We start from the raw sequence: 22,076 nt of genomic DNA on the forward strand, positions 1-22,076 counted from the left end.
CCCATGCCCACTGCGACGTTGGCCGAACCCGGTATCCGCACCAGCCTCGGCGAGTTGATCGACATGCGCCACCGCGTGCGCGAGATCCAGCTGTTCTCGCGGCCCGGCCAGCGCAGCCCACTGGTCGGCCTGCACCATTCCAAGCTGCGTGGCCGTGGCGTGGATTTCGACCAGGTGCGGGTGTATCAGGCTGGCGACGATGTGCGCAACATCGACTGGCGCGTTACCGCACGCACCCAGGAGCCGCATACCAAGCTGTTCCACGAAGAGCGCGAGCGGCCGATCTTCATCATGGTCGAGCAAAGCCAGCGGCTGTTCTTCAGCTCCGGATTGATGTTCAAGTCGGTCCTGGCGGCCCAGGCTGCGGCGCTGTTCGGCTGGGCCGCGCTGGGCCATAACGACCGCATCGGCGGCCTGGTGTTTGGCGATAACGAGCACCATGAAGTCAAGCCGCGGCGCAGCAAGCAAAGCCTGTTGCAACTGCTCAACCGGTTGGCCAAGGTCAACCAGGCCCTGCACACCGAAGCGGTGCCGCAGGCCGACAGCCTGGCCCTGGCCCTGCGCCGGGCGCGCGAAGTGCTGCGCCCGGGCAGCCTGGCCATCGTCATTTGCGACGAACGCGCACTCAGCGAGGGCGTCGAGCAGCACCTGTCGATGCTCTCACGCCACTGCGACGTGCTGCTGATGCCGGTCTCCGATCCGCTCGACCATGCCCTGCCCGCTGCCGGCCTGCTGCGCTTCGCCCAGCGCGGGGCCCAGCTGGAACTCGACACCCTCGATGCCAACCTGCGCCGCACCTACCACCAGCAGGCCGAAGCACGGATCGAGCGCTGGGAGCTGCTGGCGCAAAAGCTGCGCGTGGTGCTAATGCCACTGAGCACCCAAAGCGAGATGATCGAGCAGCTGCGCGAGTACCTCAACGCCCAGCGACCAGGGAGCAGCAAATGAACCCGCTGGATTCGCTGCAGCCGTTGATCGCCCCCGCGGCGATTGGCTGGTGGCCGCCTGCACCCGGCTGGGGGGTGCTACTGGCGCTGCTACCACTGCTCGCTTGGGGCTTGTGGCGGGTGCGTAAATGGCGCCCTGGCAAGCGGCGGATCGTGCGCGCCGAACAACCCCTGGACCCGGTACGGGTGGAAGCCCTGGCCGAGCTCGCGCGCCTGCCCCGTCCCTATGACGGTGCACCCGCAGGCGCCTGGTTGCAGCAGATCAACGCCCTGCTCAAACGCCTGTGCCGCAACCACTACCCCGGCGCCAACAGCCACACGCTCAGCGGCCGTCAATGGCTGGCGTTTCTCGATAACCGCTGCCCCGCTGCTGGCCTGACCCGCTGGATGGTACTGGTCGAAGGCACCTACAAACCCGAGTGCAAGCTCGACGACAAAGCGATCGCCGGGCTCAGCCAGGCGGTCGAAACCTGGATTCGCAAGCATGTTTGAGCTGGCCTGGCCGTGGATCTTCCTGCTGCTGCCGCTGCCGTGGCTGGCGCGCTTGCTGCTGCCGGCCGCCGACAGCGGGGAGCCGGTGCTCAAGGTTGGCTTTCTCAATGAGCTCGAAGGCCTGGCCGGCCGGCGCGCGCGACTCAACCTGCCGACCTGGCGCCAGCAGGCACCCTACGTATTGATCTGGCTGCTGCTGCTGATCGCCGCCGCCCGCCCGCAATGGCTCGGCGAACCGGTGCCGGTGGCGGCCAGCGGGCGTGACCTGCTGGTGGCCGTGGATGTCTCCGGGTCGATGGATTTCCCCGACATGCAGTGGAAAGATGAGGAAATCAGCCGCCTGGACCTGGTCAAGGCGCTGCTCGGCGATTTCCTCCAGGACCGCGAGGGCGACCGGGTGGGCCTGATCCTGTTCGGCAGCGAGGCCTACCTGCAAGCGCCGCTGACCTTCGACCGGCGCACCGTACGCACCTTCCTCGATGAAGCGCAGATCGGCATCGCCGGCAAGAACACGGCAATTGGCGATGCCATTGGCCTGGCCGTCAAGCGCCTGCGCCAGCGCCCGGCGCAGAGCCGAGTGCTGGTGCTGATCACTGACGGCGCCAACAACGGCGGGCAGATCCATCCGCTGACCGCCGCCCGTCTGGCCGCCCAGGAAGGCGTGCGCATCTACACCATCGGCATCGGCGCCAACCCCGAGGCCAGCGGCACTCCTGGCCTACTCGGGCTGAACCCGAGCCTGGACCTGGATGAAGCCTCGCTGCGGGAAATCGCCGAGCTGACCCAGGGCACCTATTTCCGCGCCCATGACGGCGCCGAGCTGGACGCGATCGGCGACACCCTCGATCAGTTGGAGCCAGTGGCGCAGCAACCGACCCAGGCGCGCACCGCCAAGGAGCTGTATGCCTGGCCGCTGGCCCTGGCGCTGCTGCTGAGCGTGTTGCTGGTAGTCGCTGTGCAATGGCCGGATAACCTGTTGCAGCGGGTCCTGCGTCGCCCCAGCTTCTTGCAACCGCACCCGCAATGGCGCGAGCGCTTGAAACGCCTACGGCTTAGGAGGCGGCGATGATCGATCTCTGGCCACAATGGTTGCGCCCGCTCTGGCTGCTGGTCGTTCCGCTGCTCGCCTGGCTGCTGTTCAAGCTCTGGCACCGGCGCAAGCGCGCCGGGCGCTGGCAGATGATCCTGCCGCCACAATTTCATGCGGTACTGCTTGGCGGCGGCAGTGGCAGCAACAGCAAGTTGCCGTGGATCGCCTTGGGCCTGGCCTGGTTACTGATCGTCCTGGCCTTGCTCGGCACCAGTTGGCAGCGGGTGGAAGAAACCCGCCAACGCCCCGCCGACCCACTGGTGATCATGCTTGAGCTAACCCCGCAGATGCTCGCCGAAGACAGCCCGCCCAATCGCCTGGAGCAGGCTCGGCGCAAGGTGCTCGACCTGCTCGAACACCGCCGCGACAGCCAGACCGCGTTGATCGTCTATGCCGGTAGCGCCCACACCCTGGTGCCGCTGTCCGACGACCTGGGTACCACGCGCAACCTGCTGGAAGCGATCGACCCGTCGATCATGCCCCAGCCCGGCCAGCGCGCCGACCTGGCAGTGCACAAAGGTCTGGCTTTGCTAGCCCAGAGCGGCTTGGGCCAAGGCCGCCTGTTGCTGATCGGCTCGGCCTTGAGCGATCAGGAGCGCGACGGCATCAAGCAGGCGCTAGGCCGCCAGGGCCCCAGCCTGCTGATGCTCGGCATCGGCAGCAGCGAGGGCGCGCCGGTGCGCCAGGTCAATGGCGAATACCTCAAGGATGAGCAAGGCGGTATCCTCCTCCCCCGATTGGACAGCGCCAGCCTCAAGGCCTTCATCAATGGCACTGGCGGGCGCTATCGCCACGCCCGCATCGACGACCTGGACCTGCGCGGCCTGGGCCTGTTCGATAGTCCGCGCGGCTTGCGCAACGATGGCCAGACCCTGCAGTTGGACAGCTGGGCCGACCAGGGCTACTGGCTACTGCTGCCGCTTTTGTTGCTGGCTGCCTGTGCCGGACGGCGCGGCTGGCTGTTTTGCCTGCCATTGCTGCTGGCGCTGCCGCAACCGAGCCAGGCGTTCGAATTCAACGACCTGTGGCTGCGCCCTGACCAGCAAGGCCAGCGTCTGCTGGAGCAACAACGTCCGGCCGAGGCCGCACGCCACTTCGACGATCCGCAATGGCGTGGCATGGCGCTGTACCAGGCCGGTGACTATGAAGGTGCGGCCAAGGCATTTGCCCAAGGCAGCACGGCCGCCGCCCACTACAATCGAGGCAATGCCCTGGCCCGTGCCGATCAACTGGAAGCAGCCCTGGACGCCTACGAGCAGGCCCTTGAGCGCCAACCGGAACTGCAAGCGGCACTGGACAACCAGGCCCTGGTCCAGCAACTGTTGCTGCAGCGTCAAGCCAAGGCCGAACAGCAACAAGCCAGCAGCGATGCCCAAGGCACCCCAGGCAGCGAAACCGACGGTAACAGCAGCTCAGCGGCCAATCAGGCGCAAGCCACCCCCGGCAACGAGGAGCAAGCGCCCGGCCAGGAGCAAGGCGACAGCAGCAACGGCCAGCCGCCGTCAGGCAATCAGGCCGGCGACGACGACAGCCTTACCCAGCCGCCGCAACGCCCGACTGCCACCAGCCTGGATGCCGAACAACGCCAGGCGTTGGAACAGTGGCTGCGCGAGATCCCGGACAACCCAGCGCAGCTGTTGCGGCGCAAATTCTGGTATGAACAGCAATTGCATCAGGAAAACCCACGATGAGTCGCTTCGGCGTCTTGCTCCTCACCCTGCTCTGGATCGTCCAGGTCCAAGCCCAACCGACCCTGCAAGCCAGCGTCGATCGCAGCCGCCTGCTAGCCGGTGAAACCCTGGAGCTGATCCTCGAAAGCCAGGATGTCACCCAGTTCGGCAAACCCGACCTGCGTGCCCTGGATGCCGACTTCGAAGTGCGCGGCACCCGTCAGCTGAACAGCCTGCACACCCTCGATGGCGAAACCCGCGCCAGCACCCGCTGGATCATCACCCTGCTGCCGCGGCGCAGCGGCAGCTTGAGCATCCCCGCGTTGCAACTGGGCCAGTCGCACAGCCTGCCCATCGACCTGCAAGTGCTCCAAGCCGATGCCAGCCGCCCGGACAGCGCCGCCAAGGTGTTCGTCGAAGCGACCCTGGACAGCACTGAGGTCTACGTCCAGGCCCAGGCCGTGCTGACCCTGCGCATCTACCATTCGGTATCGCTGTACGACGACAGCAGCCTCACCCCGCTGCAGTTGGACAACGCCAAGGTCGAGCCGCTGGGCGAGTCGCGCACCTATGAAAAAGACATCGACGGCGTGCGCCACGGCGTCATCGAAACCCGCTATGCGGTTTATCCGCAGCACAGCGGCAGCCTGGATATCCCCTCGCTGACCTTCACCGCCACCGCCGCCGACAGCGCCGAGCAGCGCGCCGGTCGCCAGGTACAAGTCAGCTCGCTGCCGCTGCGCCTTAGCGTGCGGCCGATCCCGGCCAACTATCCTGCCGACACCCCGTGGCTGCCAGCACGCAGCTTGACCCTGGAAGAACGCTGGAACCCCGACCCCAGCACCCAAACGGTGCAGATCGGCGATTCAATGACCCGCAGCGTCACCCTGCGCGCCGATGGCCTGTCCAGCACTCAGTTGCCGCCACTACCGGCCACCGAAATCCTTGGCCTGCGCCGCTACCCTGACCAGCCGTTGCTGCGTAACGAGATCAACGAGCGCGGCATGACCGCCAACCGTGAAGAACGTGAAGCGCTGGTACCGACCCACAGCGGCGAGCTGACCTTGCCGACCGTCGACGTGACCTGGTGGAACACCCGCGAGGATCACCTGGAACACAGCAGCCTGCCGGCGCGCAGCCTCAACGTGCAGGACAACCCTGCCTTGAGTGCCGAAACCCCGGTGGGTGATAGCAGCTCTGCCAGCACCCTGCTGTGGCCTTGGCAACTGGCGACCCTGGTGTTGGCATTGACCACGCTGCTCGGCTTCGCCTTGTGGTGGCGCGCACGCTCGCAGCCAGCGGTGTTGCGCGCGGCGCAGGCTGGCCCGAGCCCGCGTACCTTGCTCGATGACCTCAAGCGCGCCTGTCAGGCCAATGATCCGCAGGCTACCCGACAGGCGCTGGATGCCTGGGCACGCCAGCAGCCCGAAACCCTGGCCGAAATGGCGGCGCGCTTTGTGCCGTTGTCGGATGCGCTGGATGGATTGAATGGCGCGTTGTATAGCGAGAGCGGCCAGTATTGGCATGGCGATGAGCTGTGGCGGGCGATTGGGGCCATCCCGCCAGCCGAGCAATTGCTCGCGCCGACTGGGGATAGCGGCAGCTTGCCGCCGCTTTATCCCAAGTAGCGTTTCGCTGGTGTGGGTACGGGCCTGGTGCCGCGATGAGGCCCGCACATCCACCGCACATTGCGGATCGCAACTTGGGTTACCATACCCACCCGCAAAAATTCCATCGCAAGCAACCCCGACTCAACACCTACAGGTCACCCATGCGTCTGTTTCACACCTCCGACTGGCACCTGGGCCAAAGCCTGCATGGCCAGGAACGCGATTTCGAACACGCCTGTTTCCTGCACTGGCTGCTCGGCCAGCTGAAACTGCGCCAGCCTGACGCGCTGCTGATCGCTGGCGATATCTTCGACACGGTCAACCCGCCGGTCAAAGCCCAGGAACGCCTCTACGAATTCATCGTCCAGGCCCACGAGCAACAGCCCAAGCTGGACATCGTGATGATCGCCGGCAACCACGACTCCGGCTCGCGTATCGAGCTGCCCGCCGCGCTGATGCGCCGCCTGCGCACCCACGCCCTGGGCCGGGTGCACTGGCTCGACGAAGGCCAGCTGGACGCCGAACGCCTGTTGATTCCCCTGACCAACGCCCGTGGCAAGGTCAGCGCCTGGTGCCTGGCCCTGCCGTTCCTGCGTCCTGCCGAAGTCACCGGCCCGCAGTTGGGCGACGATTACCTGCAAGGCATCACCCAGGTGCATCAGCAACTGATCGCTGCCGGCCAGGCCAAACGCAAGAAAGACCAGGCGCTGATCGCCATCAGCCACGCGCATATGGCAGGCGGCTCGATCTCCGAAGACTCCGAACGCAGCCTGATCATCGGCAACGCCGAGGCGCTGCCGGCCAAGCTGTTCGACAAGGCCATCAGCTACGTCGCCCTGGGCCACTTGCACAAGCCGCAGAAGGTCAATCGCGAAGAACGCATCCGCTACAGCGGCTCGCCGATCCCGCTGTCGTTCGCGGAAATCAACTACCCCCACCAGGTGCTGGAAGTCGAGCTGGACGGTGCCGAGCTGGTCAGCGTCGAACCGCGGCCGGTGCCCCGCGCTGTGGCCCTGCAACGCATGGGCCCGGCGCCGCTGGCCGAGCTGCTCGAACAGCTCGCCGAGCTGCCGGTGATCGACCTGCTCGAAGACCCCAATCGCCAGCCCTGGCTGGAAGTGCGGGTACGCCTGGACGAGCCACAGCCAGACCTGCGCCAGCAGATTGAAACGGCGCTGCAAGGCAAGGCCGTGCGCCTGGTGCGCATCAGCGCCGAATATGCCGGGCGCGGAACGCTGGAGGAGGACGAGCTGGAGTTCGTCGAGCTGAGCCAGATGACCCCGCAGGACTTGTTCAGCCGGGCCTGGGAGCAAGCCTACGGCAATCCCGTCGATGAGCAGGCCCTGAGCGATTTCGCCCTGCTCCTGCAGGATGTCCAGCTGGAGCAGGAGCAGCCATGAAGATCCTTGCCATTCGCCTGAAAAACCTCGCCTCGCTCGCCGGCCCGATCGACATCGACTTTACCGCCGAGCCCTTGGCCAGCGCTGGTCTGTTCGCCATTACCGGCCCCACCGGCGCGGGCAAGAGCACCCTGCTCGATGCCCTGTGCCTGGCCTTGTTCGGCACCGTGCCGCGGCTCAATGCGATCGGCCGCGAGGCCAAGGTGCCAGACGCCGACGGCGACATCCCCACTTACGATCCGCGCAACCTGTTGCGCCGGGGCACCGGCAGCGGCTTTGCCGAGGTCGACTTCGTGGGTATCGACGGCCACCGCTACCGCGCCCGCTGGGAGGCCAACCGCGCCCGCGACAAGGCCAACGGCAAGTTGCAGCACAGTCGCCAGAGCCTCTACGATCTGGACAGCGAGCAGCTGCTGGGCAGCGGCAAGAACGAATACAAGCAATTGGTCGAAGCGCGCCTGGGCCTGAACTTCGAGCAGTTCACCCGCGCGGTGATGTTGGCCCAGAGCGAGTTCAGCGCCTTCCTCAAGGCCGACGACAAAGAGCGCAGCGAACTGCTGGAAAAGCTCACCAATACTGCGATCTATACCCGCCTCGGTCAGCGTGCGTTCAGTAAATCGCGAGAAGCGGGCGATGCCCACAACGCCCTCAAGGAGCGCGCCAGCCACCTGCTGCCGATGGCCGTGGAGGCTCGCGCCGAGCTCGATCAGCGCCTGGAGCAGGCGCAACAAGCGCTCAAGGCCGAGCAGGCGCGCGAGCGCCAACTGCAACAGCATCGCGCCTGGCTCAGTGAACAGCACCAACTGCAAGCCCAGCACAGCGCCGCCAGCCAAGCCTTGCAAAGCGCTGAGCACGACTGGCAACAACTGGCCGGACAGCGCCTGGATCTGCAGCACCTGGAACGCCTGGCGCCGCAGCGCCACCCGTTCCATCGCCAGCAAGCCGTGGCCAGCCAGCTTACGCCGTTGGCTGCTGCGCTTGCGGCGCAGCAAGACCAGCAACAGAGCCTGCAAGCACGCGCCCTGGAGCTGCAACACGCTCTGCAAGCGGCACGCCAGGCGCTGAGCCAGGCCCAGACCGTGCAAAGCGACAGCGCCCCGCGCCTGCGCCAAGCCTTCGCCGCCCAGGACAACCTGGCGCGTCTGGACAGTGAGTCAGCCAAGCTTGGCGACCTCGCCCGAGACGCCGAGCAGGCCGTCAGTGACGCTCAGCAGCAGTTGCAGCAACTCGACGAGCAGCAGCAGCGCAGCCAGCAGCAACTGGCCGCAATCGATGCCGCCCTGGCCGACAGCGCCCCGCTGGCCACATTGGGCAGCGCTTGGCAGGCCTATCGCGGGCAACTGCAGCAGCTGCTGCAAATCGGCAATCGCCTGCGCCAGGGCCGCGATGAACTGCCCGGCCTGCAAGCCCAGGCCAGCCAGGCCAATGCCCAGTTGCAGGAGCAGCGCGACGCCTTCGAGGTGTTGTTCCATGAAGCTGGCGCCGAGCCGCAGGCGCTGGCCGAACAGCTCGACCTGCTCGGCACCATGCTGCAGGAGAACCGCAAGCAGCAGCGCGCAGTGGAAGAACTGTCACGCCTGCACGCCCGCGAGCAAGAGCTGCAACAGAACATCCAGTCGCTGCGCGAACGTCAGCAACAGGGCCTGCACCAACGCCAGCAATTGATCGCCGAAGGCCGGTCGGCCAAGGCCGAGCTGGAAACCGCCGAGCAAGCCCTGACGCTGACCCGCCAGTTGCTCGAACGCCAGCGCCTGGCACGCAATACCAGCGTCGAAGAACTGCGCGCCCAGTTGCGCGATGGCGAGCCATGCCCAGTCTGCGGCAGCGCCGAGCACCCGTTCCATCAGCCCGAGGCGCTGCTCAATAGTCTTGGCCGACATGACCAGGCCGAAGAAGCCGCTGCCTTGGCTCAGGTGGAAAGCCTCAATACGCGCCTGATCGACCTGCGCACCCAGGTCGGTATGGTCAATGGCCAGGTCAAGGAGTACCAGCACCAGCAGGGGCAATTGGTCGAACAGCTGCAACCGCTGCAGCAGCAGTTGCAGGCGCATGCCCTGTGGCCTTCGCTCAGTGCTCAGGACGACAGCAGCCGCAGCAACTGGCTGGAGGGCCAATTGCGCCGTCTGGACGGCGAAATCAGCCGCGACGAACAACGCCAGAGCGCGCTACTGACCCTGCAAAAGGACGCTGCCCGCCTCACCCAGCAATTGCAGGCCGCCAACGAAGCGCAACAGCAGGCGCAGCGGCGTCTCGACCAGCAGCACCAGGCACTCGACGCCGACCAGGAACGCCTGGAGCAGGCATTGGCCGATTTTGCCGGGGTATTGCCTGCTGACATTCTCCAGGCCCTGCGCGACGAACCTGCGCATGCCTTCCTGGCTCTGGATCAGCAGGTGGCCCAGCGCATGCTCCAGCTGGAGCAGCAACAGGACGAACAGCAACAACAGCAGCAGCGCCAGCAACAACTGGAACGCCTGCGCGACCAGCAGCAAGCGCGCCTGCAACGTCAGGGCGAGCTGCAGCAGCAGCTGGCCAGTCTTGCCGAGCAACAGCAACAAGCGCGCGCGACCCTGGCCGAGCTGTTGGCCGAGCACGCCAATGCCGAAGCCTGGCAGCAGCATCTGGAGCAGCAGGTAGAACAGGCGCGCAGCAGCGAAGCCAGTACTGCCCAGGCGCTCCAGGATGCCAACACGCAAAGCCTGCAAGTGGCTGCGGAACTCAAGGCCAATCAACAGCGCCGCGAGGCCCTGGAGCAGGAGCACCAGGCGCTGCAACAGCAAATCAGCCAATGGCGCGCCGATCATCCGGAGCTGGACGACCAAGGCCTGGACCGGCTGCTGGCTATCGACGATGGCGCAGTGGCCGAGCTACGCCAACGCGTACAAGCTGCCGACAAAGCCATCGAACAAGGCCGCGTGCTGCTGCAAGAGCGCCAGCAGCGCCTGCAACAGCACAACCAGCACGCCATCAGCGAAATGCCCACTGAAGAACTGGAGCAGGCCCTCAGCGAGCTGCAGCAACAACTGGCAGTGCATGAACAGCAGTGCGCCGAACTGCGCGCGCAACACGCCGACGACCAGCGTCGCCAACAAGCCCATCAGGCCCTGGCCGCAGAGATCGAGCAGGCCTATCAACAGTGGCAACGCTGGGCGCGCTTGAATGCCCTGATCGGCTCGGCCTCTGGCGATGTGTTCCGCAAGATCGCCCAGGGCTACAACCTCGACTTGCTGCTGCACCACGCCAACAGCCAGCTGCGCCAGTTGGCCAAGCGCTACCGCCTCAAACGCGGCGGCAGTGCCCTTGGCCTGCTGGTGCTGGACACCGAGATGGGCGATGAGCTGCGCTCGGTGCACTCATTGTCTGGTGGCGAGACCTTCCTGGTTTCGCTGGCCCTGGCCTTGGGTCTGGCCTCGATGGCTTCGAGTACCCTGCGCATCGAGTCGCTGTTCATCGACGAAGGTTTTGGCAGCCTTGATCCTGAGTCGCTGCAACTGGCCATGGACGCCCTCGATGGCTTGCAGGCCCAGGGCCGCAAGGTCGCGGTGATCTCGCACGTGCAGGAGATGCACGAGCGGATTCCGGTGCAGATCCAGGTACGCCGTCAGGGCAATGGTTTGAGCGATGTGGAAGTGTGCGGATGATCCTCTACTCGTTCCGCCGCTGCCCCTGGGCCATGCGCGCGCGCCTGGCCCTGCGCTATGCCGGCTGCGCCGTGCAGGTGTGTGAAGTGGCAATGAAGAACAAACCGGCTGAACTGCTGGCACTGTCGCCCAAGGGCACGGTGCCGGTGTTGGCGACTGCCGACGGCGTACTGGAAGAAAGCCTGGATATCATGCGCTGGGCACTGGCGCAGAACGATCCGCAGGACTGGCGGCTGCAAGCAGATCCGGCTGCGGCGCAGCACGCTGAGGTCCTGATCGCACGCAACGATAGCGTGTTCAAGACCCAGGTCAACCTGTACAAGTATGCCGAACGCTACCCCGAGCATTCGCGGGAGCATTACCGCCAGCAGGCCGAGCCCTGGCTGGCGGAGCTTGAAGGACTGCTCGAAGGCCGGCCTTATCTACTTGCCGGGCATCCCAGCCTGGCCGATGCTGCCCTACTCCCCCTTATGCGCCAGTTTGCCGGGGTCGAACCGCAGTGGTTCGCCGAGGCGGCTTATCCGCGCGTGCGGAGCTGGTTGCAGGGGTGGCTGGCTTCAGAGCTGTTCAAGGCCGTTATGGCTAAATAGCTATCAGCCTGGGAGCGGAACCTGTGGGAGCGGGCTTGCCCGCGAACCAGGGCAAAGCCCTGGCCCTACGCCGCAGTGTATGCTTTGCGGGCACAAGCCCGCTCCCACAGGTTCAGTGCTCACACCGCGTTCTTGCCACTCAATGCCGCATGAAAATGGGCACTCTGGCGCAGGTACTGCTCGGTATAGCTGTGGGTGGCAGATGCCTTGCGGCTGGTGTCGGCGTGCACATGGGCAGGCAACACGACAGAAGCGGAAATGGCGGAAGCGGCAATAACCGGGAAGAGATTGAAGTTCATCTGGGCTGACCTCGACATCGGTGGTTTGACAGTGGCCCGGGTGGGCCTTGGGTCAAACTTACGCCGCCAAGCTCTGCCACTGAAATTCATTGCAGCAGTAGCAATTATCACCCCGGTTGATAGTCGCTGTTGATAGCCCCTGTTGATAGTCACTCGATGAACTTGAGGTCCGAGGGCGCATCCTGGGCCAGCTTCTGCACCGTCTCCCCGAGCTTGCCGCTACGCGGGTCGCGGCGCATGACCACGATCTGGTTGCTCTTCTGGTTGGCCACCAGCAGGTAGTTGCCACTGGGGTCCAGGGCGAACTCACGCGGATGATCGCCCTCGACCGAACGGCGCTGCAGCAGGGTTAGCTGGCCGTTATCCTTGGCCACTGCATACACCACGATTTCATTTGCCGTACCGCGGTTGCTGACATACAGAAAGCGTCCATCGACCGACAAGTGCAAGCCGCCCGAAGCCTTGGCAGCGGCGTCTTGGCTTTCGCTCAAGGCCAGGCGCTGGCGCTCGATCAGGGCGCCATCCTCAACATCGAACACCACCACTTCGCCACTCATCTCCAGGGTGAGATAAGCGTGCTGGCCCTTGGCATCGAACAGCAAATGCCGCGGCCCGCTGCCTGGCGGCAGGCTGACCGAGGCCGGAATCGCCGCGCTCAGCGGCTGTTCGGTACTGGCGCCGTCGTAGCGGTAGATGAACACCTTGTCCGCGCCCAGGTCGCTGGCATACAGGTGGCGGCCTTCAGGCGAAGGCACCAGCGAATGCACATGGGCGCCGGCCTGGCGCTCGAGGTTGACCTTGCTCGGCGCATGCCGCGCCTGCTGCACCACCGGCTTGAGCTTGCCGTCCTTGGCCACCGGGATCACCACCAGGCTGCCGCCCGGGTCGGCGGCGACCGCGTAGTTGGCGACGAACAAGTAGCGCTGATCGTGGCTGAGGCTGGCGTGGGTCGGCTCATCGCCTTGGCTGGCGACCTGGTTCAACGGTTTGATCTCGCCCTTGCTGCTGAGGGCAAAACTGCTGACCTGGCCCTTGGGCGTTTCATTGACCGCAAACAAGAGGCGCTGGTCGGCAGAGAGCACCAGCCACGACGGGCTGACGCTGTTGACCACTTGCAGTGGCTGGGTATCGATCTGGCCGCGTTCAGTGTCGAAATGGTAGCGGTAGATACCCTTGCTGGCGCCGTCGGTGTAGCTGCCCACCAGCAGGGTCGCGGCGTGGGCCTGGAAAACAAGGCTCATCAGACTAGCGGCCAGCAGGCACTTCCAGGTCCGGTTCATCATCGTCGTATTCATCGTCATCGTCCGAGCCGTACACGGCACTCATACAGACTAGTTGATGCTCGCCCTGATCATCGTTGAGGCGCCACTCTTCACCCGCGCCGATTGCCGCGGCGACTTGCTCAGGGGTGAAGGTCCAGCGCTTGAGTTCGCGGCCGTCCATGCACTCGATCAGCAGACCGTTGGCGTCGAAGGTGAAGTCGAAGGCGTGCAGGCCATCGATCAGGAGCATGTCGCTGGATTCGAGGGCGGTGGCGAGGGTGGTCATCGAAGGGGTACCTGAAGTGCAAAGATCCGCAGTATACCTGTGGGGCCGCTTTGCGGCCCCGTACACCGATCAATGAGCGAAGATCGAGCCGCCCTCCTTGCCCGCCAACTTCTGCGGTTTGATCAAGAACCGCGCCAGCGCCGGCAGCAGCCACAGCGCACCGAACATGTTCCACAGCAACATGAAGGTCAGCATCAGGCCCATGTCGGCCTGGAACTTGATCGCCGAGAAGATCCAGGTGCACACGCCAATCGCCAGGCACAAACCAGTGAACAGCACTGCTTTACCGGTCGAGCGCAGGGTCTGGTAATAGGCTTCCTGCAACGGCAACCCAGCCCGCAGGAAGCTCTCCAGGCGGCTGTAGATGTAGATGCCGTAGTCCACGCCAATCCCCACCCCCAGCGCCACCACCGGTAAGGTGGCGACCTTCACGCCAATGCCCATGAAGGCCATCAGCGCATTACCCAGCACCGAGGTCAGTACCAGTGGCAGAACGATACACAAGGTCGCGGCAAACGAGCGGAAGGTGATCATGCACATCACCGCTACGCACAGGTAGACCAGGATCAGGATGGTCAGCTCGGCCGACTTGATCACCTCGTTGGTGGCCGCTTCGATACCCGCGTTACCCGCCGCCAGAAGGAACTGCAGGCCTTCTTTGTTATGGCTGTCGGCAAACGTCTTGGCCACCGCGGTCACCCGCTCCAGGGTCTCGGCCTTGTGGTCGTTGAGGAACACCAGCACCGGCGCCAGCGAGCAGTCGGCGTTGTACAGGCCATCGGCACGGGCGATCGAGCTGTTGAGCACATCCGGGTTACGCGACAAGGTCTCCCATTTCAGGTTGCCCTCGTTCATGCCCTTGATCATCTGCTTGGACACCGTCACCAGGGAGATCGCCGACTGCACTCCCGGGGTGTTCTGCATGGTCCACATCAGCTCGTCGATCGGCGCCAGGGTCGAGTGGATCGAGCAGCTTTCAGGTGGGGTCTTGACCATGATCACCAGGACATCGGAACTGGTCGAGTAGTTGCTGATGATGAAGTGGTTGTCCTGGTTGTAGCGCGAGTCCGGGCGCAGCTCAGGCGCGCCTTGGTCCAGGTCGCCGATCTTCAGGTTCTGGCTGTACCACAGCCCACCGGCGAAGGCGACCAAGGCCAGGGCGATGGAGATCGGCGCGACCTTGGCGCTGGCGAAATTGGCCAGCAGGCGCCAGAACGGATGCTCGCGGGTCGCATCCTTCTTGCTGCGCTCGATCGCCTTCTTGCTGATGCCCACATAGGAGATGGCGACCGGCAGCAGGATCAGGTTGGTGAAGACGATGACCGCCACGCCAATCGAAGCGCCGATGGCCAGCTCGCGAATCACGCCGATGTCGATGATCAGCAGGGTGATGAAGCCCACGGCGTCGGCGAGGATGGCGATCATCCCTGGCAGGAACAGCTGGCGGAAGGTGCGTCGGGCAGCTGTCAGGGCATTGTCGGCGCCACTCGATTGCAGGGCGATGCCGTTGATCTTCTGCACCCCGTGGGAGATGCCGATTGCGAAGATCAGGAACGGCACCAGCATCGAGTACGGGTCGAGGCCGAAGCCCACTGCATGCATAAGTCCCAGCTGCCAGACCACCGCCACCAAGGTGGTGATGAGCACGGCGATGGTGCTGCGGATGCACCAGGTGAACCAGTACAGCAGGATCCAGGTAATCACCAGCGCCACGCCAAAGAACAGCGCCACCATCACCAGGCCATCGATCAGGTCGCCGACCTTCTTGGCGAAGCCGACGATGTGAATCTTCACATTGGGGTTCTGCGCCTGGAACTTGTCGCGGATCTTCTCTTCCAGCTGGTGGGAGAATTGCTGGTAGTCGAGCTTGATCTGCTTACCCTGATCCTGCGGATCGGGGTAGCTCTCCAAGAGCGGTACATCGACGATGCTCGACTTGAAGTTGTTGGCCACCAGGCGCCCGACCTGGCCCGACTTGAGCACGTTGTCGCGCAACTGGTCGAGGCTGTCGGCCGAGCCGTTGTAGGTATTGGGGATCACCTCGCCGCCGGCAAAGCCTTCCTCGGTGACCTCGGTCCAGCGCACGCTGGGGCTCCACAGCGACTTGAGCCCGGCCCGATCGACACCGGGGATGTAGAACACCTCGTCATGGATCTGACGCAGGGTCTCCATGTAGTCCTTGTCGAAGATATCGCCATTGACCGCTTCGACCGAGATGCGCACGGTGTTGCCGAGGTTGGCCAGGTCGTTGCGGTGCTCGAGCATCTGTTCGATGAAGGGGTGCTCGAGCGGGATCATCTTCTCGAAACTGGTCGATGGCCGGATCTGCGTGGCCTGCCAGAACAGGAAGATGCTCACCAACAAGCACAGGCCGATCACTACCGGGCGGTTGTTGAAGATCAGCCGTTCGAGCAGCGTGGCCTTGTCCTGATGGTGCTGGTGCATGTCAAAGCTCTCCTGGCGAGTCATGGCCGCACCTCTTCTTCGGCGCCTTCGCCGTTGGCCAGGTGCAGCCCGCCTTGGCCGACCAGTAGCAGGCCGCCATCGGCCAGGCCACTGACCCCGGCCAAGGCAATCCGATCAGCACGGTTGTAGACCGTGAAAGTCTGGCCGTCGTCATGGCTGCGCAGCACGCTGCCGCCATTGCCGACCAGCACCAGGCTGCCGTCATCGAGAAGCGTAGCGCTTGCCAGGCCGAATTCGAGCGGGCCACGCGCGGCCTTGAGATCGATCTGTTGCCAGCTGTCGCCAAAATCCGTCGAGCGGTACAGGTTGCCGCGCAGGCCATAGGCCAACAGGGTCTGCGCCTGGGCGGTGCCGATCACGCCAAACAGCGAGCCCTCGTAGGGGCCTTGCACGGTGGTCCAGCTCTGGCCGTTATCGCTGGAGCGGAACATGCTGCCCTGCTCACCGACGACGAACAGGCCGGCGTCCTTGATTGCGGCAATGCCATTGAGGTGCAGCTGATCAGGGTTGTCCAGGCGCTCGGCGACGTCCTGCCAATGCTGGCCGCCATCGGTGGTTTCCAGCAGCGCACCATAAGCGCCCACGGCAAAGCCATGCTGGGCGTCGAGGAATTTGACGTCGAGCAACGGCGCTTCGCGGGAAAGGTCTTCGAACTGCTTGCTCCAGGTGGCGCCGCCATCGGTGCTGGCGAGGATCTGTGCGTCGTGGCCGACCGCCCAGCCGCGCTTGTCGTCGAGGAAGAACACTGCGGTGAGCAGTTGCCGGGTGGGCACCCGGGCCTGGGTCCAGGTCTTGCCCTGGTCGTCGGAGAACAGGATATGGCCGCGATCACCCACCACCACCAGACGCTTGCCGGCATGGGCAGCGTCGATCAGCAGGCTTTCGCTGGCCTTGGCAGATTCGGTCGAATACTCATCGGCAGCAGCAGCTTCAACGCTGCCTGTCCATATCCCCAGTGCCAGCACCAGCATCGCGCCGGTCGCCAGCGGCCAGGCACCACGCCTGGCTTGCGCCATTCCCCGCTCCCTCATGACCGTCCCCTGTTGTGTTCTTGTAAGTGGGTCAATTCATTGCAGGCACTGCGAAAACCCTGTGGCAGAGCCCTGCAATAGCTTTGGGCCATCCTATCGGGGATTTCTTGGGGAACACAACGAGTGGGACGTTATGTTTTGTTAAGCAGCCAAAAGCATCGCGGGGCAAGCCCGCTCCCACGCGTGGGAGCGGGCTTGCCCCGCGATAGCGTCGGTGAATTCACTGGCGCTATCGCGGGGCAAGCCCGCTCCCACGTTCGTTTCACGGGCAGAAAACTGCTTCTATTTATATTCCAAAAGGTTAGTTCATAAAGTTTTTATAAGCGAATAGGGTATATGCACCGGACCACCGGACCAACAAACGTCTGTCGCCACCACCACCCGCGACACAGCCACTTTTGTGAGGTAAGGAATGGTCAGGATCACAATCACCCCAGTGCATAACGCCAGGGCATTGAGTGCAGCCAAGGAGCGGTACTGATGTCCAGCCAGCCAGAAACCCTGTTCGCCAGCGACCTCGACAGCTCACCGCTGCTGTTGCCTGCCAAGATCCTGCGCAATGACGCCGAAGCCCTGCAGGCCGCTCACGAACTTGCCCAAGTTGCCCGCCAGCAAGCCGCCCGCCGCGACCAGCAGCGCAAACTGCCTTGGGCCGAAATCGAGCTGTTCACCCGCAGCGGCCTGGGCAGCATCAGCATTCCCAAGGCCTTCGGTGGCCCGGATGTTTCTTTTGAAACCGTCGCTGAAGTGTTTCGCATCATCAGCGCCGCCGACCCTGCGTTGGGGCAGATCCCGCAAAACCAGTTCGGCATGCTCCAGCTGCTGCGCCTGACCGCCACCGAGGCTCAACAAGCGCTGATTTTCCGCTCCGTGCTCGACGGCTGGCGCATCGGCAATGCCGGGCCTGAGCGCGGCAGCAAAGACACCCTGACCCTCAAGGCGCGAATCAGCCGCGATGGCGAGGGCTATCGCATCAGTGGTGAGAAGTTCTATTCCACGGGGGCGCTGTTCGCCCATTGGGTGGCGGTCAAGGCCCTGGATGACGAGGGCCGCCAGCGCCTGGCATTCGTGCGCCGTGGCAGCCCTGGCTTGCGTATCGTCGACGACTGGTCCGGCTTTGGCCAACGCACCACGGCCAGCGGCACGGTGCTGCTCGACCAGGTGCCGGTGGACGCGGAACTGGTCATCGACAACTGGCGTCAGCGCGACCTGCCGAACATCCAGGGCGCAGCTTCGCAGTTGATCCAGGCCGCGATCGACGCGGGTATCGCTGAAGCGGCCATCGATGATGCGATCAGCTTCGTGCGGGACAAATCGCGGCCGTTCATCGATGCCAATGTCGAGCGCGCCAGCGACGACCCTTACGTGATCGCCGACATCGGCCGCCTCAAGCTCGAACTGCACGCCGCCGAGGCGCTGCTGCGCAGGGCTGCGCGGGTGCTCGATGAGGTCAATGCCGGGGAGATCGATGCAGACGCCGCCGCGCTCGCCTCGATTGCCGTGGCGCAAGCCAAGGTGCTCACCACCGAGATCGCCCTGCAGGCCAGCGAGAAGCTGTTCGAGCTTGCCGGCAGCCGCGCCAGCTTGGCCGAGTTCAATCTCGATCGGCATTGGCGCAATGCCCGCGTGCACACCCTGCACGATCCAGTGCGCTGGAAGTATCACGCGATTGGTGCCTACCACCTGAACGGCACCCGTCCTGCCCGACATTCCTGGATCTGAGTGAGCGCCTGGGGCCGCTGTGCGGCCCTTGGCGGGTAAACCCGCTCCCACAGGGACCGCGCCGCCCTTGAAGACGGCGCTGTACCTGTGGGAGCGGGCTTGCCCGCGAAGGGCTGCGCAAGCGGCCCCAAGGCCCCGGAGAACACTATGAACGCAGCAGTCATCAGCAGCGACGCCCAAGCCCTGGCCGTCGCCGAACACATCGCCCAGCAATTGCGCAAAGACAGCGCCCTGCGCGACCGCGAGCGCCGCCTGCCACACGCCGAACTGGAGCTGTTCACCCGCTCCGGCCTGTGGGCCATCAGCGTGCCCAAGGCCTTCGGCGGCGCCGGCGTATCCAACGTCACCCTGGCCAAGGTCATCGCCCGCATCGCCCAAGCCGACGCCTCGCTCGGGCAGATCCCACAAAACCACTTCTACGCCCTGGAAGTGCTGCGAGTGAACGGCAGCCCCGAACAACAGCAACGCCTGTACGGCGAAGTGCTGGCCGGTCGACGCTTCGGCAATGCCCTGGCCGAACTGGGCACCAAGACCGCCCACGACCGCACCACCCGGCTGAGCCGTGACGGCGACGGTTATCGCATCAACGGCCGCAAGTTCTATTCCACCGGCGCCCTCTACGCGCAACGTATCCCCACCTCGGTGATCGATGACGACGGCGTCCAGCAACTGGCGTTCGTCCCCGCCGACGCGCCGGGCGTGCAGGTGATCGACGATTGGAGCGGCTTCGGCCAGCGCACCACCGGCAGCGGTTCGGTGGTGTTCGACAACGTGTTCGTCGCCGCCGCTGACGTGGTGCCATTCCAGAGCGCCTTCGAGCGCCCGACCATCGTCGGCCCGCTGGCGCAGATCCTCCATGCGGCAATCGACACTGGCATCGCCCGCGCCGCCTTCGAAGACGCCCTGCACTTCGTCCGTACCCGCAGCCGGCCATGGGTCGACTCGGGCCAGGACAAAGCCAGCGACGATCCACTGACCCTGAAAAGCTTCGGCCACCTGTCGATCCGCCTGCACGCCACCGAAGCGTTGCTCGAACGCGCTGGCGAATACCTCGACCGCGCCGCAGCAGCAGTCACAGTCACAGCCTCAGCTTCAGCAGCCAACGTGGGAGCGGGCTTGCCCCGCGATGAATCCGCCACCGATCTGGTCGCCTCCGCCTCCATCGCCGTGGCCGAAGCCCGCGCGATCAGCACCGAGATCTCCCTGGCCGCCAGCACCACCCTGTTCGAACTGGCCGGCAGCCAGGCCACCCTGGCCGAGCACAACCTCGACCGGCACTGGCGCAACGCCCGCGTGCACACCCTGCACGACCCGGTGCGCTGGAAGTACCACGCCATCGGCAACTTCTACCTCAACCAGGTCAATCCACCCCGTCGAGGGACCCTCTGATGAGCAAGCAGATCCTGCTCAATGCCTTCAACATGAACTGCATTGGCCACATCAACCACGGCCTGTGGACGCATCCGCGCGACACCTCGACCCAATACAAGTCGCTGGAGTACTGGACCGACCTGGCCAAGCTGCTCGAGCGCGGGCTGTTCGACGGGCTGTTCATCGCCGATATCGTCGGCACCTATGATGTCTACGGACAATCGGTCGCGGTGCCGCTCAAAGAGTCGATCCAGCTGCCGGTCAACGACCCACTGCTGCTGGTCTCGGCGATGGCCGCCGTGACCCGCCACCTGGGCTTCGGCCTGACCGCCAACCTCACCTACGAGGCGCCGTATCTGTTCGCCCGGCGGCTTTCCACCCTGGATCATTTGAGCAACGGCCGGGTCGGCTGGAACATCGTCACCGGCTACCTGGACAGCGCCGCGCGCGCCATGGGCCTGGACCAGCAGCCCGAGCACGATCGGCGCTACGACCAGGCCGACGAATACCTGCACGTGCTGTACAAGCTGCTCGAAGGCAGCTGGGACGACGACGCCGTGGTCGCAGACCGCGAGCAGCGCGTGTATGCCCGGCCCGACAAAGTGCGCAAGGTCGAGCACCAAGGCGAGTTCTACAAGGTCGAGGGCTATCACCTCTGCGAGCCGTCGCCGCAGCGCACGCCGGTACTGTTCCAGGCCGGCAGTTCGCCACGTGGCCTGGCCTTCGCTGGCAACCACGCCGAATGCGTATTCATCAGCGGCCAGGACAAGCCCGCCACCCGCGCCCAGGTCGACAGGGTACGCGCCGCAGCCCAGGCAGCAGGCCGCGATCCGCAGGCGATCAAGGTGTTCATGGGGATCACGGTCATCGTCGCCGCCACTGAACAACAGGCGCACGCCAAATATGCCGAGTACGTGCGCTACGCCAGCCCTGAGGCGGGTGTCGCGCATTTCGCCAGTTCCACCGGGATCGACTTTGCCGCCTATGGGCTGGACGAGCCGATCGGCTTTACCAAGGGCAACGCGATCCAGTCGGCCACGCGCCAGCTGCAAGACAGTGCCTGGACCCGCCGTCGCCTGTTGGATCAGCACGCCCTCGGGGGTCGCTACGTGACCCTGATCGGCACCGCCGAGCAGGTTGCCGACGAACTCATCGCCTGGATCGACGAGACCGGTCTGGACGGCTTCAACCTGACCCGCACAGTCACCCCGGAAAGCTACGAGGACTTCATCGACCTGGTCGTCCCCGAGCTGCAAAACCGTGGCCGTTACAAGACCGCCTACCAAGCCGGCAGCCTGCGCGAAAAACTCTTCGCCAGCGACCTGCCGCACCTGCCCGCCGACCATCCCGGCGCCAGCTACCGCAACCCTACCCCTGCCCCGACTGGAGCCCTGCACCATGCTTGATAAATTGTTCCGGCCCGTCGCGGCCGCTGTGTTGTCCCTGGGTATCGCCGCCAACGTATTGGCCGCCGAGCCGCTGAAAATCGGCACCACCGCCGCCTTCGCCATCCCGCTGGAAGCCGCCGTGGAAGAAGCCCACAAGCAAGGCCTGGAGGTGAAGCTGATCGAATTCAGCGACTGGATCGCACCCAATGTCAGCCTCAACAGCGGCGACATCGACGTGAACTACTTCCAGCACATCCCGTTCCTGGAAAACGCCAAGGCCGCGGCCGGTTTTGACCTGGTGCCTTATAAGCCGGGGATCATCAACAACGTCGGGTTGTATTCGAAAAAGTACAAGCGCTTCGCCGAGCTGCCTGAAGGCGCCAGCGTGGCCATCGCCAACGATCCGATCAACAGCGGCCGTGGCTTGCAGCTACTGGCCAAGGCTGGGCTGATCAGCCTCAAGCCAGGCGTTGGCTACAAGGCCACCGAAGATGACATCGTCGCTAACCCGAAGAAGCTGAAAATCCTTCAGGTCGAGGCGGTGCAACTGGTGCGCGCCTATGACGATGCCGATCTGGTCCAGGGCTACCCGGCCTACATCCGCCTGGCCAACACCTTCGACGCCACCTCGGCGCTGCTGTTCGATGGCCTGGAAAACAAGGAATACGTGATCCAGTTCGTCATCCGCCCACAATCGAAGGACGATCCGCGCCTGGCCAAGTTCGTCGATATCTATCAGCACTCCCCGGCCGTGCGCGAAGCGCTGAACAAAGCCCATGGCAGCCTCTACCAGGCCGGCTGGGAAGGCTGA

The 22,076-nt window shown here is 64.6% G+C and carries 17 protein-coding genes; 12 read left to right on the forward strand and 5 right to left on the reverse strand.

Annotated features, from left to right (window positions below):
- Positions 1-3: 3 nt before the first annotated feature.
- The 8 genes from OIU19_RS04840 to OIU19_RS04875 all read left to right on the forward strand — a co-directional run bounded on the left by OIU19_RS04840 (position 4) and on the right by OIU19_RS04875 (position 11,440).
- Positions 4-948 (forward strand): DUF58 domain-containing protein, encoded by a 945-nt coding sequence (locus tag OIU19_RS04840; protein ID WP_264233777.1) that lies wholly within the window; start codon positions 4-6, stop codon positions 946-948.
- Positions 945-1,439, forward strand: coding sequence for a DUF4381 domain-containing protein (locus OIU19_RS04845; protein ID WP_264233779.1), 495 nt, complete (start codon positions 945-947; stop codon positions 1,437-1,439). The genes OIU19_RS04840 and OIU19_RS04845 overlap by 4 nt, the downstream gene beginning before the upstream one ends.
- Positions 1,432-2,508: a VWA domain-containing protein gene (locus OIU19_RS04850; protein WP_264233782.1), complete on the forward strand. Its 1,077-nt coding sequence runs from the start codon at positions 1,432-1,434 to the stop codon at positions 2,506-2,508. The genes OIU19_RS04845 and OIU19_RS04850 overlap by 8 nt, the downstream gene beginning before the upstream one ends.
- Positions 2,505-4,220 carry a tetratricopeptide repeat protein gene (locus OIU19_RS04855; RefSeq protein WP_264233785.1) on the forward strand — a complete coding sequence of 572 codons (1,716 nt, stop codon included), beginning with the start codon at positions 2,505-2,507 and terminating at the stop codon, positions 4,218-4,220. The genes OIU19_RS04850 and OIU19_RS04855 overlap by 4 nt, the downstream gene beginning before the upstream one ends.
- Positions 4,217-5,827: a BatD family protein gene (locus tag OIU19_RS04860; protein ID WP_264233787.1), complete on the forward strand. Its 1,611-nt coding sequence runs from the start codon at positions 4,217-4,219 to the stop codon at positions 5,825-5,827. Before OIU19_RS04855 ends, OIU19_RS04860 begins: the two co-directional genes overlap by 4 nt.
- A 143-nt stretch (positions 5,828-5,970) precedes the next feature.
- The gene (locus OIU19_RS04865; RefSeq protein WP_264233789.1) at positions 5,971-7,209 is read left to right on the forward strand and encodes an exonuclease SbcCD subunit D C-terminal domain-containing protein; all 1,239 of its coding nucleotides are present in this window, start codon (positions 5,971-5,973) and stop codon (positions 7,207-7,209) included.
- Positions 7,206-10,850 carry an AAA family ATPase gene (locus OIU19_RS04870; RefSeq protein ID WP_264233791.1) on the forward strand — a complete coding sequence of 1,215 codons (3,645 nt, stop codon included), beginning with the start codon at positions 7,206-7,208 and terminating at the stop codon, positions 10,848-10,850. The genes OIU19_RS04865 and OIU19_RS04870 overlap by 4 nt, the downstream gene beginning before the upstream one ends.
- Complete coding sequence (locus tag OIU19_RS04875) at positions 10,847-11,440, forward strand: glutathione S-transferase (protein ID WP_264233793.1); 594 nt, start codon at positions 10,847-10,849, stop codon at positions 11,438-11,440. Before OIU19_RS04870 ends, OIU19_RS04875 begins: the two co-directional genes overlap by 4 nt.
- Before the next feature lie 119 nt (positions 11,441-11,559).
- Here the strand turns inward: OIU19_RS04875 and OIU19_RS04880 are convergent, their stop codons facing one another.
- From OIU19_RS04880 to OIU19_RS04900, 5 genes are all read right to left on the reverse strand, one after another.
- On the reverse strand, positions 11,560-11,739 hold the full coding sequence (locus OIU19_RS04880) for a hypothetical protein (RefSeq protein ID WP_264233795.1): 180 nt from the start codon (positions 11,737-11,739) through the stop codon (positions 11,560-11,562).
- Between the two features lie 149 nt (positions 11,740-11,888).
- On the reverse strand, positions 11,889-13,019 hold the full coding sequence (locus OIU19_RS04885; protein ID WP_264234328.1) for a lactonase family protein: 1,131 nt from the start codon (positions 13,017-13,019) through the stop codon (positions 11,889-11,891).
- Positions 12,985-13,287: a DUF5629 family protein gene (locus tag OIU19_RS04890; RefSeq protein WP_264233796.1), complete on the reverse strand. Its 303-nt coding sequence runs from the start codon at positions 13,285-13,287 to the stop codon at positions 12,985-12,987. Before OIU19_RS04890 ends, OIU19_RS04885 begins: the two co-directional genes overlap by 35 nt.
- Before the next feature lie 69 nt (positions 13,288-13,356).
- The gene (locus OIU19_RS04895; RefSeq protein ID WP_264233798.1) at positions 13,357-15,732 is read right to left on the reverse strand and encodes an RND family transporter; all 2,376 of its coding nucleotides are present in this window, start codon (positions 15,730-15,732) and stop codon (positions 13,357-13,359) included.
- A gap of 20 nt (positions 15,733-15,752) precedes the next feature.
- Positions 15,753-16,784, reverse strand: a complete 1,032-nt coding sequence (locus OIU19_RS04900) for a YCF48-related protein (RefSeq protein WP_264233800.1) — start codon at positions 16,782-16,784, stop codon at positions 15,753-15,755.
- A 480-nt stretch (positions 16,785-17,264) separates the two neighbouring features.
- Between OIU19_RS04900 and OIU19_RS04905 the strand changes: the two genes are divergently transcribed.
- The 4 genes from OIU19_RS04905 to OIU19_RS04920 all read left to right on the forward strand — a co-directional run bounded on the left by OIU19_RS04905 (position 17,265) and on the right by OIU19_RS04920 (position 22,076).
- Positions 17,265-18,506: an SfnB family sulfur acquisition oxidoreductase gene (locus OIU19_RS04905; RefSeq protein WP_264233802.1), complete on the forward strand. Its 1,242-nt coding sequence runs from the start codon at positions 17,265-17,267 to the stop codon at positions 18,504-18,506.
- A 147-nt stretch (positions 18,507-18,653) separates the two neighbouring features.
- Positions 18,654-19,895 (forward strand): SfnB family sulfur acquisition oxidoreductase, encoded by a 1,242-nt coding sequence (locus tag OIU19_RS04910; RefSeq protein WP_264233804.1) that lies wholly within the window; start codon positions 18,654-18,656, stop codon positions 19,893-19,895.
- The gene (locus tag OIU19_RS04915; RefSeq protein WP_264233806.1) at positions 19,895-21,283 is read left to right on the forward strand and encodes an LLM class flavin-dependent oxidoreductase; all 1,389 of its coding nucleotides are present in this window, start codon (positions 19,895-19,897) and stop codon (positions 21,281-21,283) included. The genes OIU19_RS04910 and OIU19_RS04915 overlap by 1 nt, the downstream gene beginning before the upstream one ends.
- Complete coding sequence (locus OIU19_RS04920; RefSeq protein WP_264233808.1) at positions 21,276-22,076, forward strand: MetQ/NlpA family ABC transporter substrate-binding protein; 801 nt, start codon at positions 21,276-21,278, stop codon at positions 22,074-22,076. Before OIU19_RS04915 ends, OIU19_RS04920 begins: the two co-directional genes overlap by 8 nt.

Origin of the sequence: Pseudomonas sp. BT-42-2 (assembly GCF_025847435.2) — a bacterium.
Taxonomy (GTDB): domain Bacteria; phylum Pseudomonadota; class Gammaproteobacteria; order Pseudomonadales; family Pseudomonadaceae; genus Aquipseudomonas; species Aquipseudomonas urmiensis.

What these genes read in the sequence shown, in the direction of transcription:
- OIU19_RS04865 (WP_264233789.1), top strand. Translation starts at nt 5,971, where the DNA reads ATGCGTCTGTTTCACACCTCCGACTGGCACCTGGGCCAAAGCCTGCAT.
- OIU19_RS04850 (WP_264233782.1), top strand. Translation starts at nt 1,432, where the DNA reads ATGTTTGAGCTGGCCTGGCCGTGGATCTTCCTGCTGCTGCCGCTGCCG.
- OIU19_RS04875 (WP_264233793.1), top strand. Translation starts at nt 10,847, where the DNA reads ATGATCCTCTACTCGTTCCGCCGCTGCCCCTGGGCCATGCGCGCGCGC.
- OIU19_RS04855 (WP_264233785.1), top strand. Translation starts at nt 2,505, where the DNA reads ATGATCGATCTCTGGCCACAATGGTTGCGCCCGCTCTGGCTGCTGGTC.
- OIU19_RS04885 (WP_264234328.1), bottom strand. Translation starts at nt 13,019, where the DNA reads ATGAACCGGACCTGGAAGTGCCTGCTGGCCGCTAGTCTGATGAGCCTT.
- OIU19_RS04890 (WP_264233796.1), bottom strand. Translation starts at nt 13,287, where the DNA reads ATGACCACCCTCGCCACCGCCCTCGAATCCAGCGACATGCTCCTGATC.
- OIU19_RS04915 (WP_264233806.1), top strand. Translation starts at nt 19,895, where the DNA reads ATGAGCAAGCAGATCCTGCTCAATGCCTTCAACATGAACTGCATTGGC.
- OIU19_RS04840 (WP_264233777.1), top strand. Translation starts at nt 4, where the DNA reads ATGCCCACTGCGACGTTGGCCGAACCCGGTATCCGCACCAGCCTCGGC.
- OIU19_RS04920 (WP_264233808.1), top strand. Translation starts at nt 21,276, where the DNA reads ATGCTTGATAAATTGTTCCGGCCCGTCGCGGCCGCTGTGTTGTCCCTG.
- OIU19_RS04895 (WP_264233798.1), bottom strand. Translation starts at nt 15,732, where the DNA reads ATGCACCAGCACCATCAGGACAAGGCCACGCTGCTCGAACGGCTGATC.
- OIU19_RS04905 (WP_264233802.1), top strand. Translation starts at nt 17,265, where the DNA reads ATGTCCAGCCAGCCAGAAACCCTGTTCGCCAGCGACCTCGACAGCTCA.
- OIU19_RS04880 (WP_264233795.1), bottom strand. Translation starts at nt 11,739, where the DNA reads ATGAACTTCAATCTCTTCCCGGTTATTGCCGCTTCCGCCATTTCCGCT.
- OIU19_RS04845 (WP_264233779.1), top strand. Translation starts at nt 945, where the DNA reads ATGAACCCGCTGGATTCGCTGCAGCCGTTGATCGCCCCCGCGGCGATT.
- OIU19_RS04870 (WP_264233791.1), top strand. Translation starts at nt 7,206, where the DNA reads ATGAAGATCCTTGCCATTCGCCTGAAAAACCTCGCCTCGCTCGCCGGC.
- OIU19_RS04900 (WP_264233800.1), bottom strand. Translation starts at nt 16,784, where the DNA reads ATGAGGGAGCGGGGAATGGCGCAAGCCAGGCGTGGTGCCTGGCCGCTG.
- OIU19_RS04860 (WP_264233787.1), top strand. Translation starts at nt 4,217, where the DNA reads ATGAGTCGCTTCGGCGTCTTGCTCCTCACCCTGCTCTGGATCGTCCAG.
- OIU19_RS04910 (WP_264233804.1), top strand. Translation starts at nt 18,654, where the DNA reads ATGAACGCAGCAGTCATCAGCAGCGACGCCCAAGCCCTGGCCGTCGCC.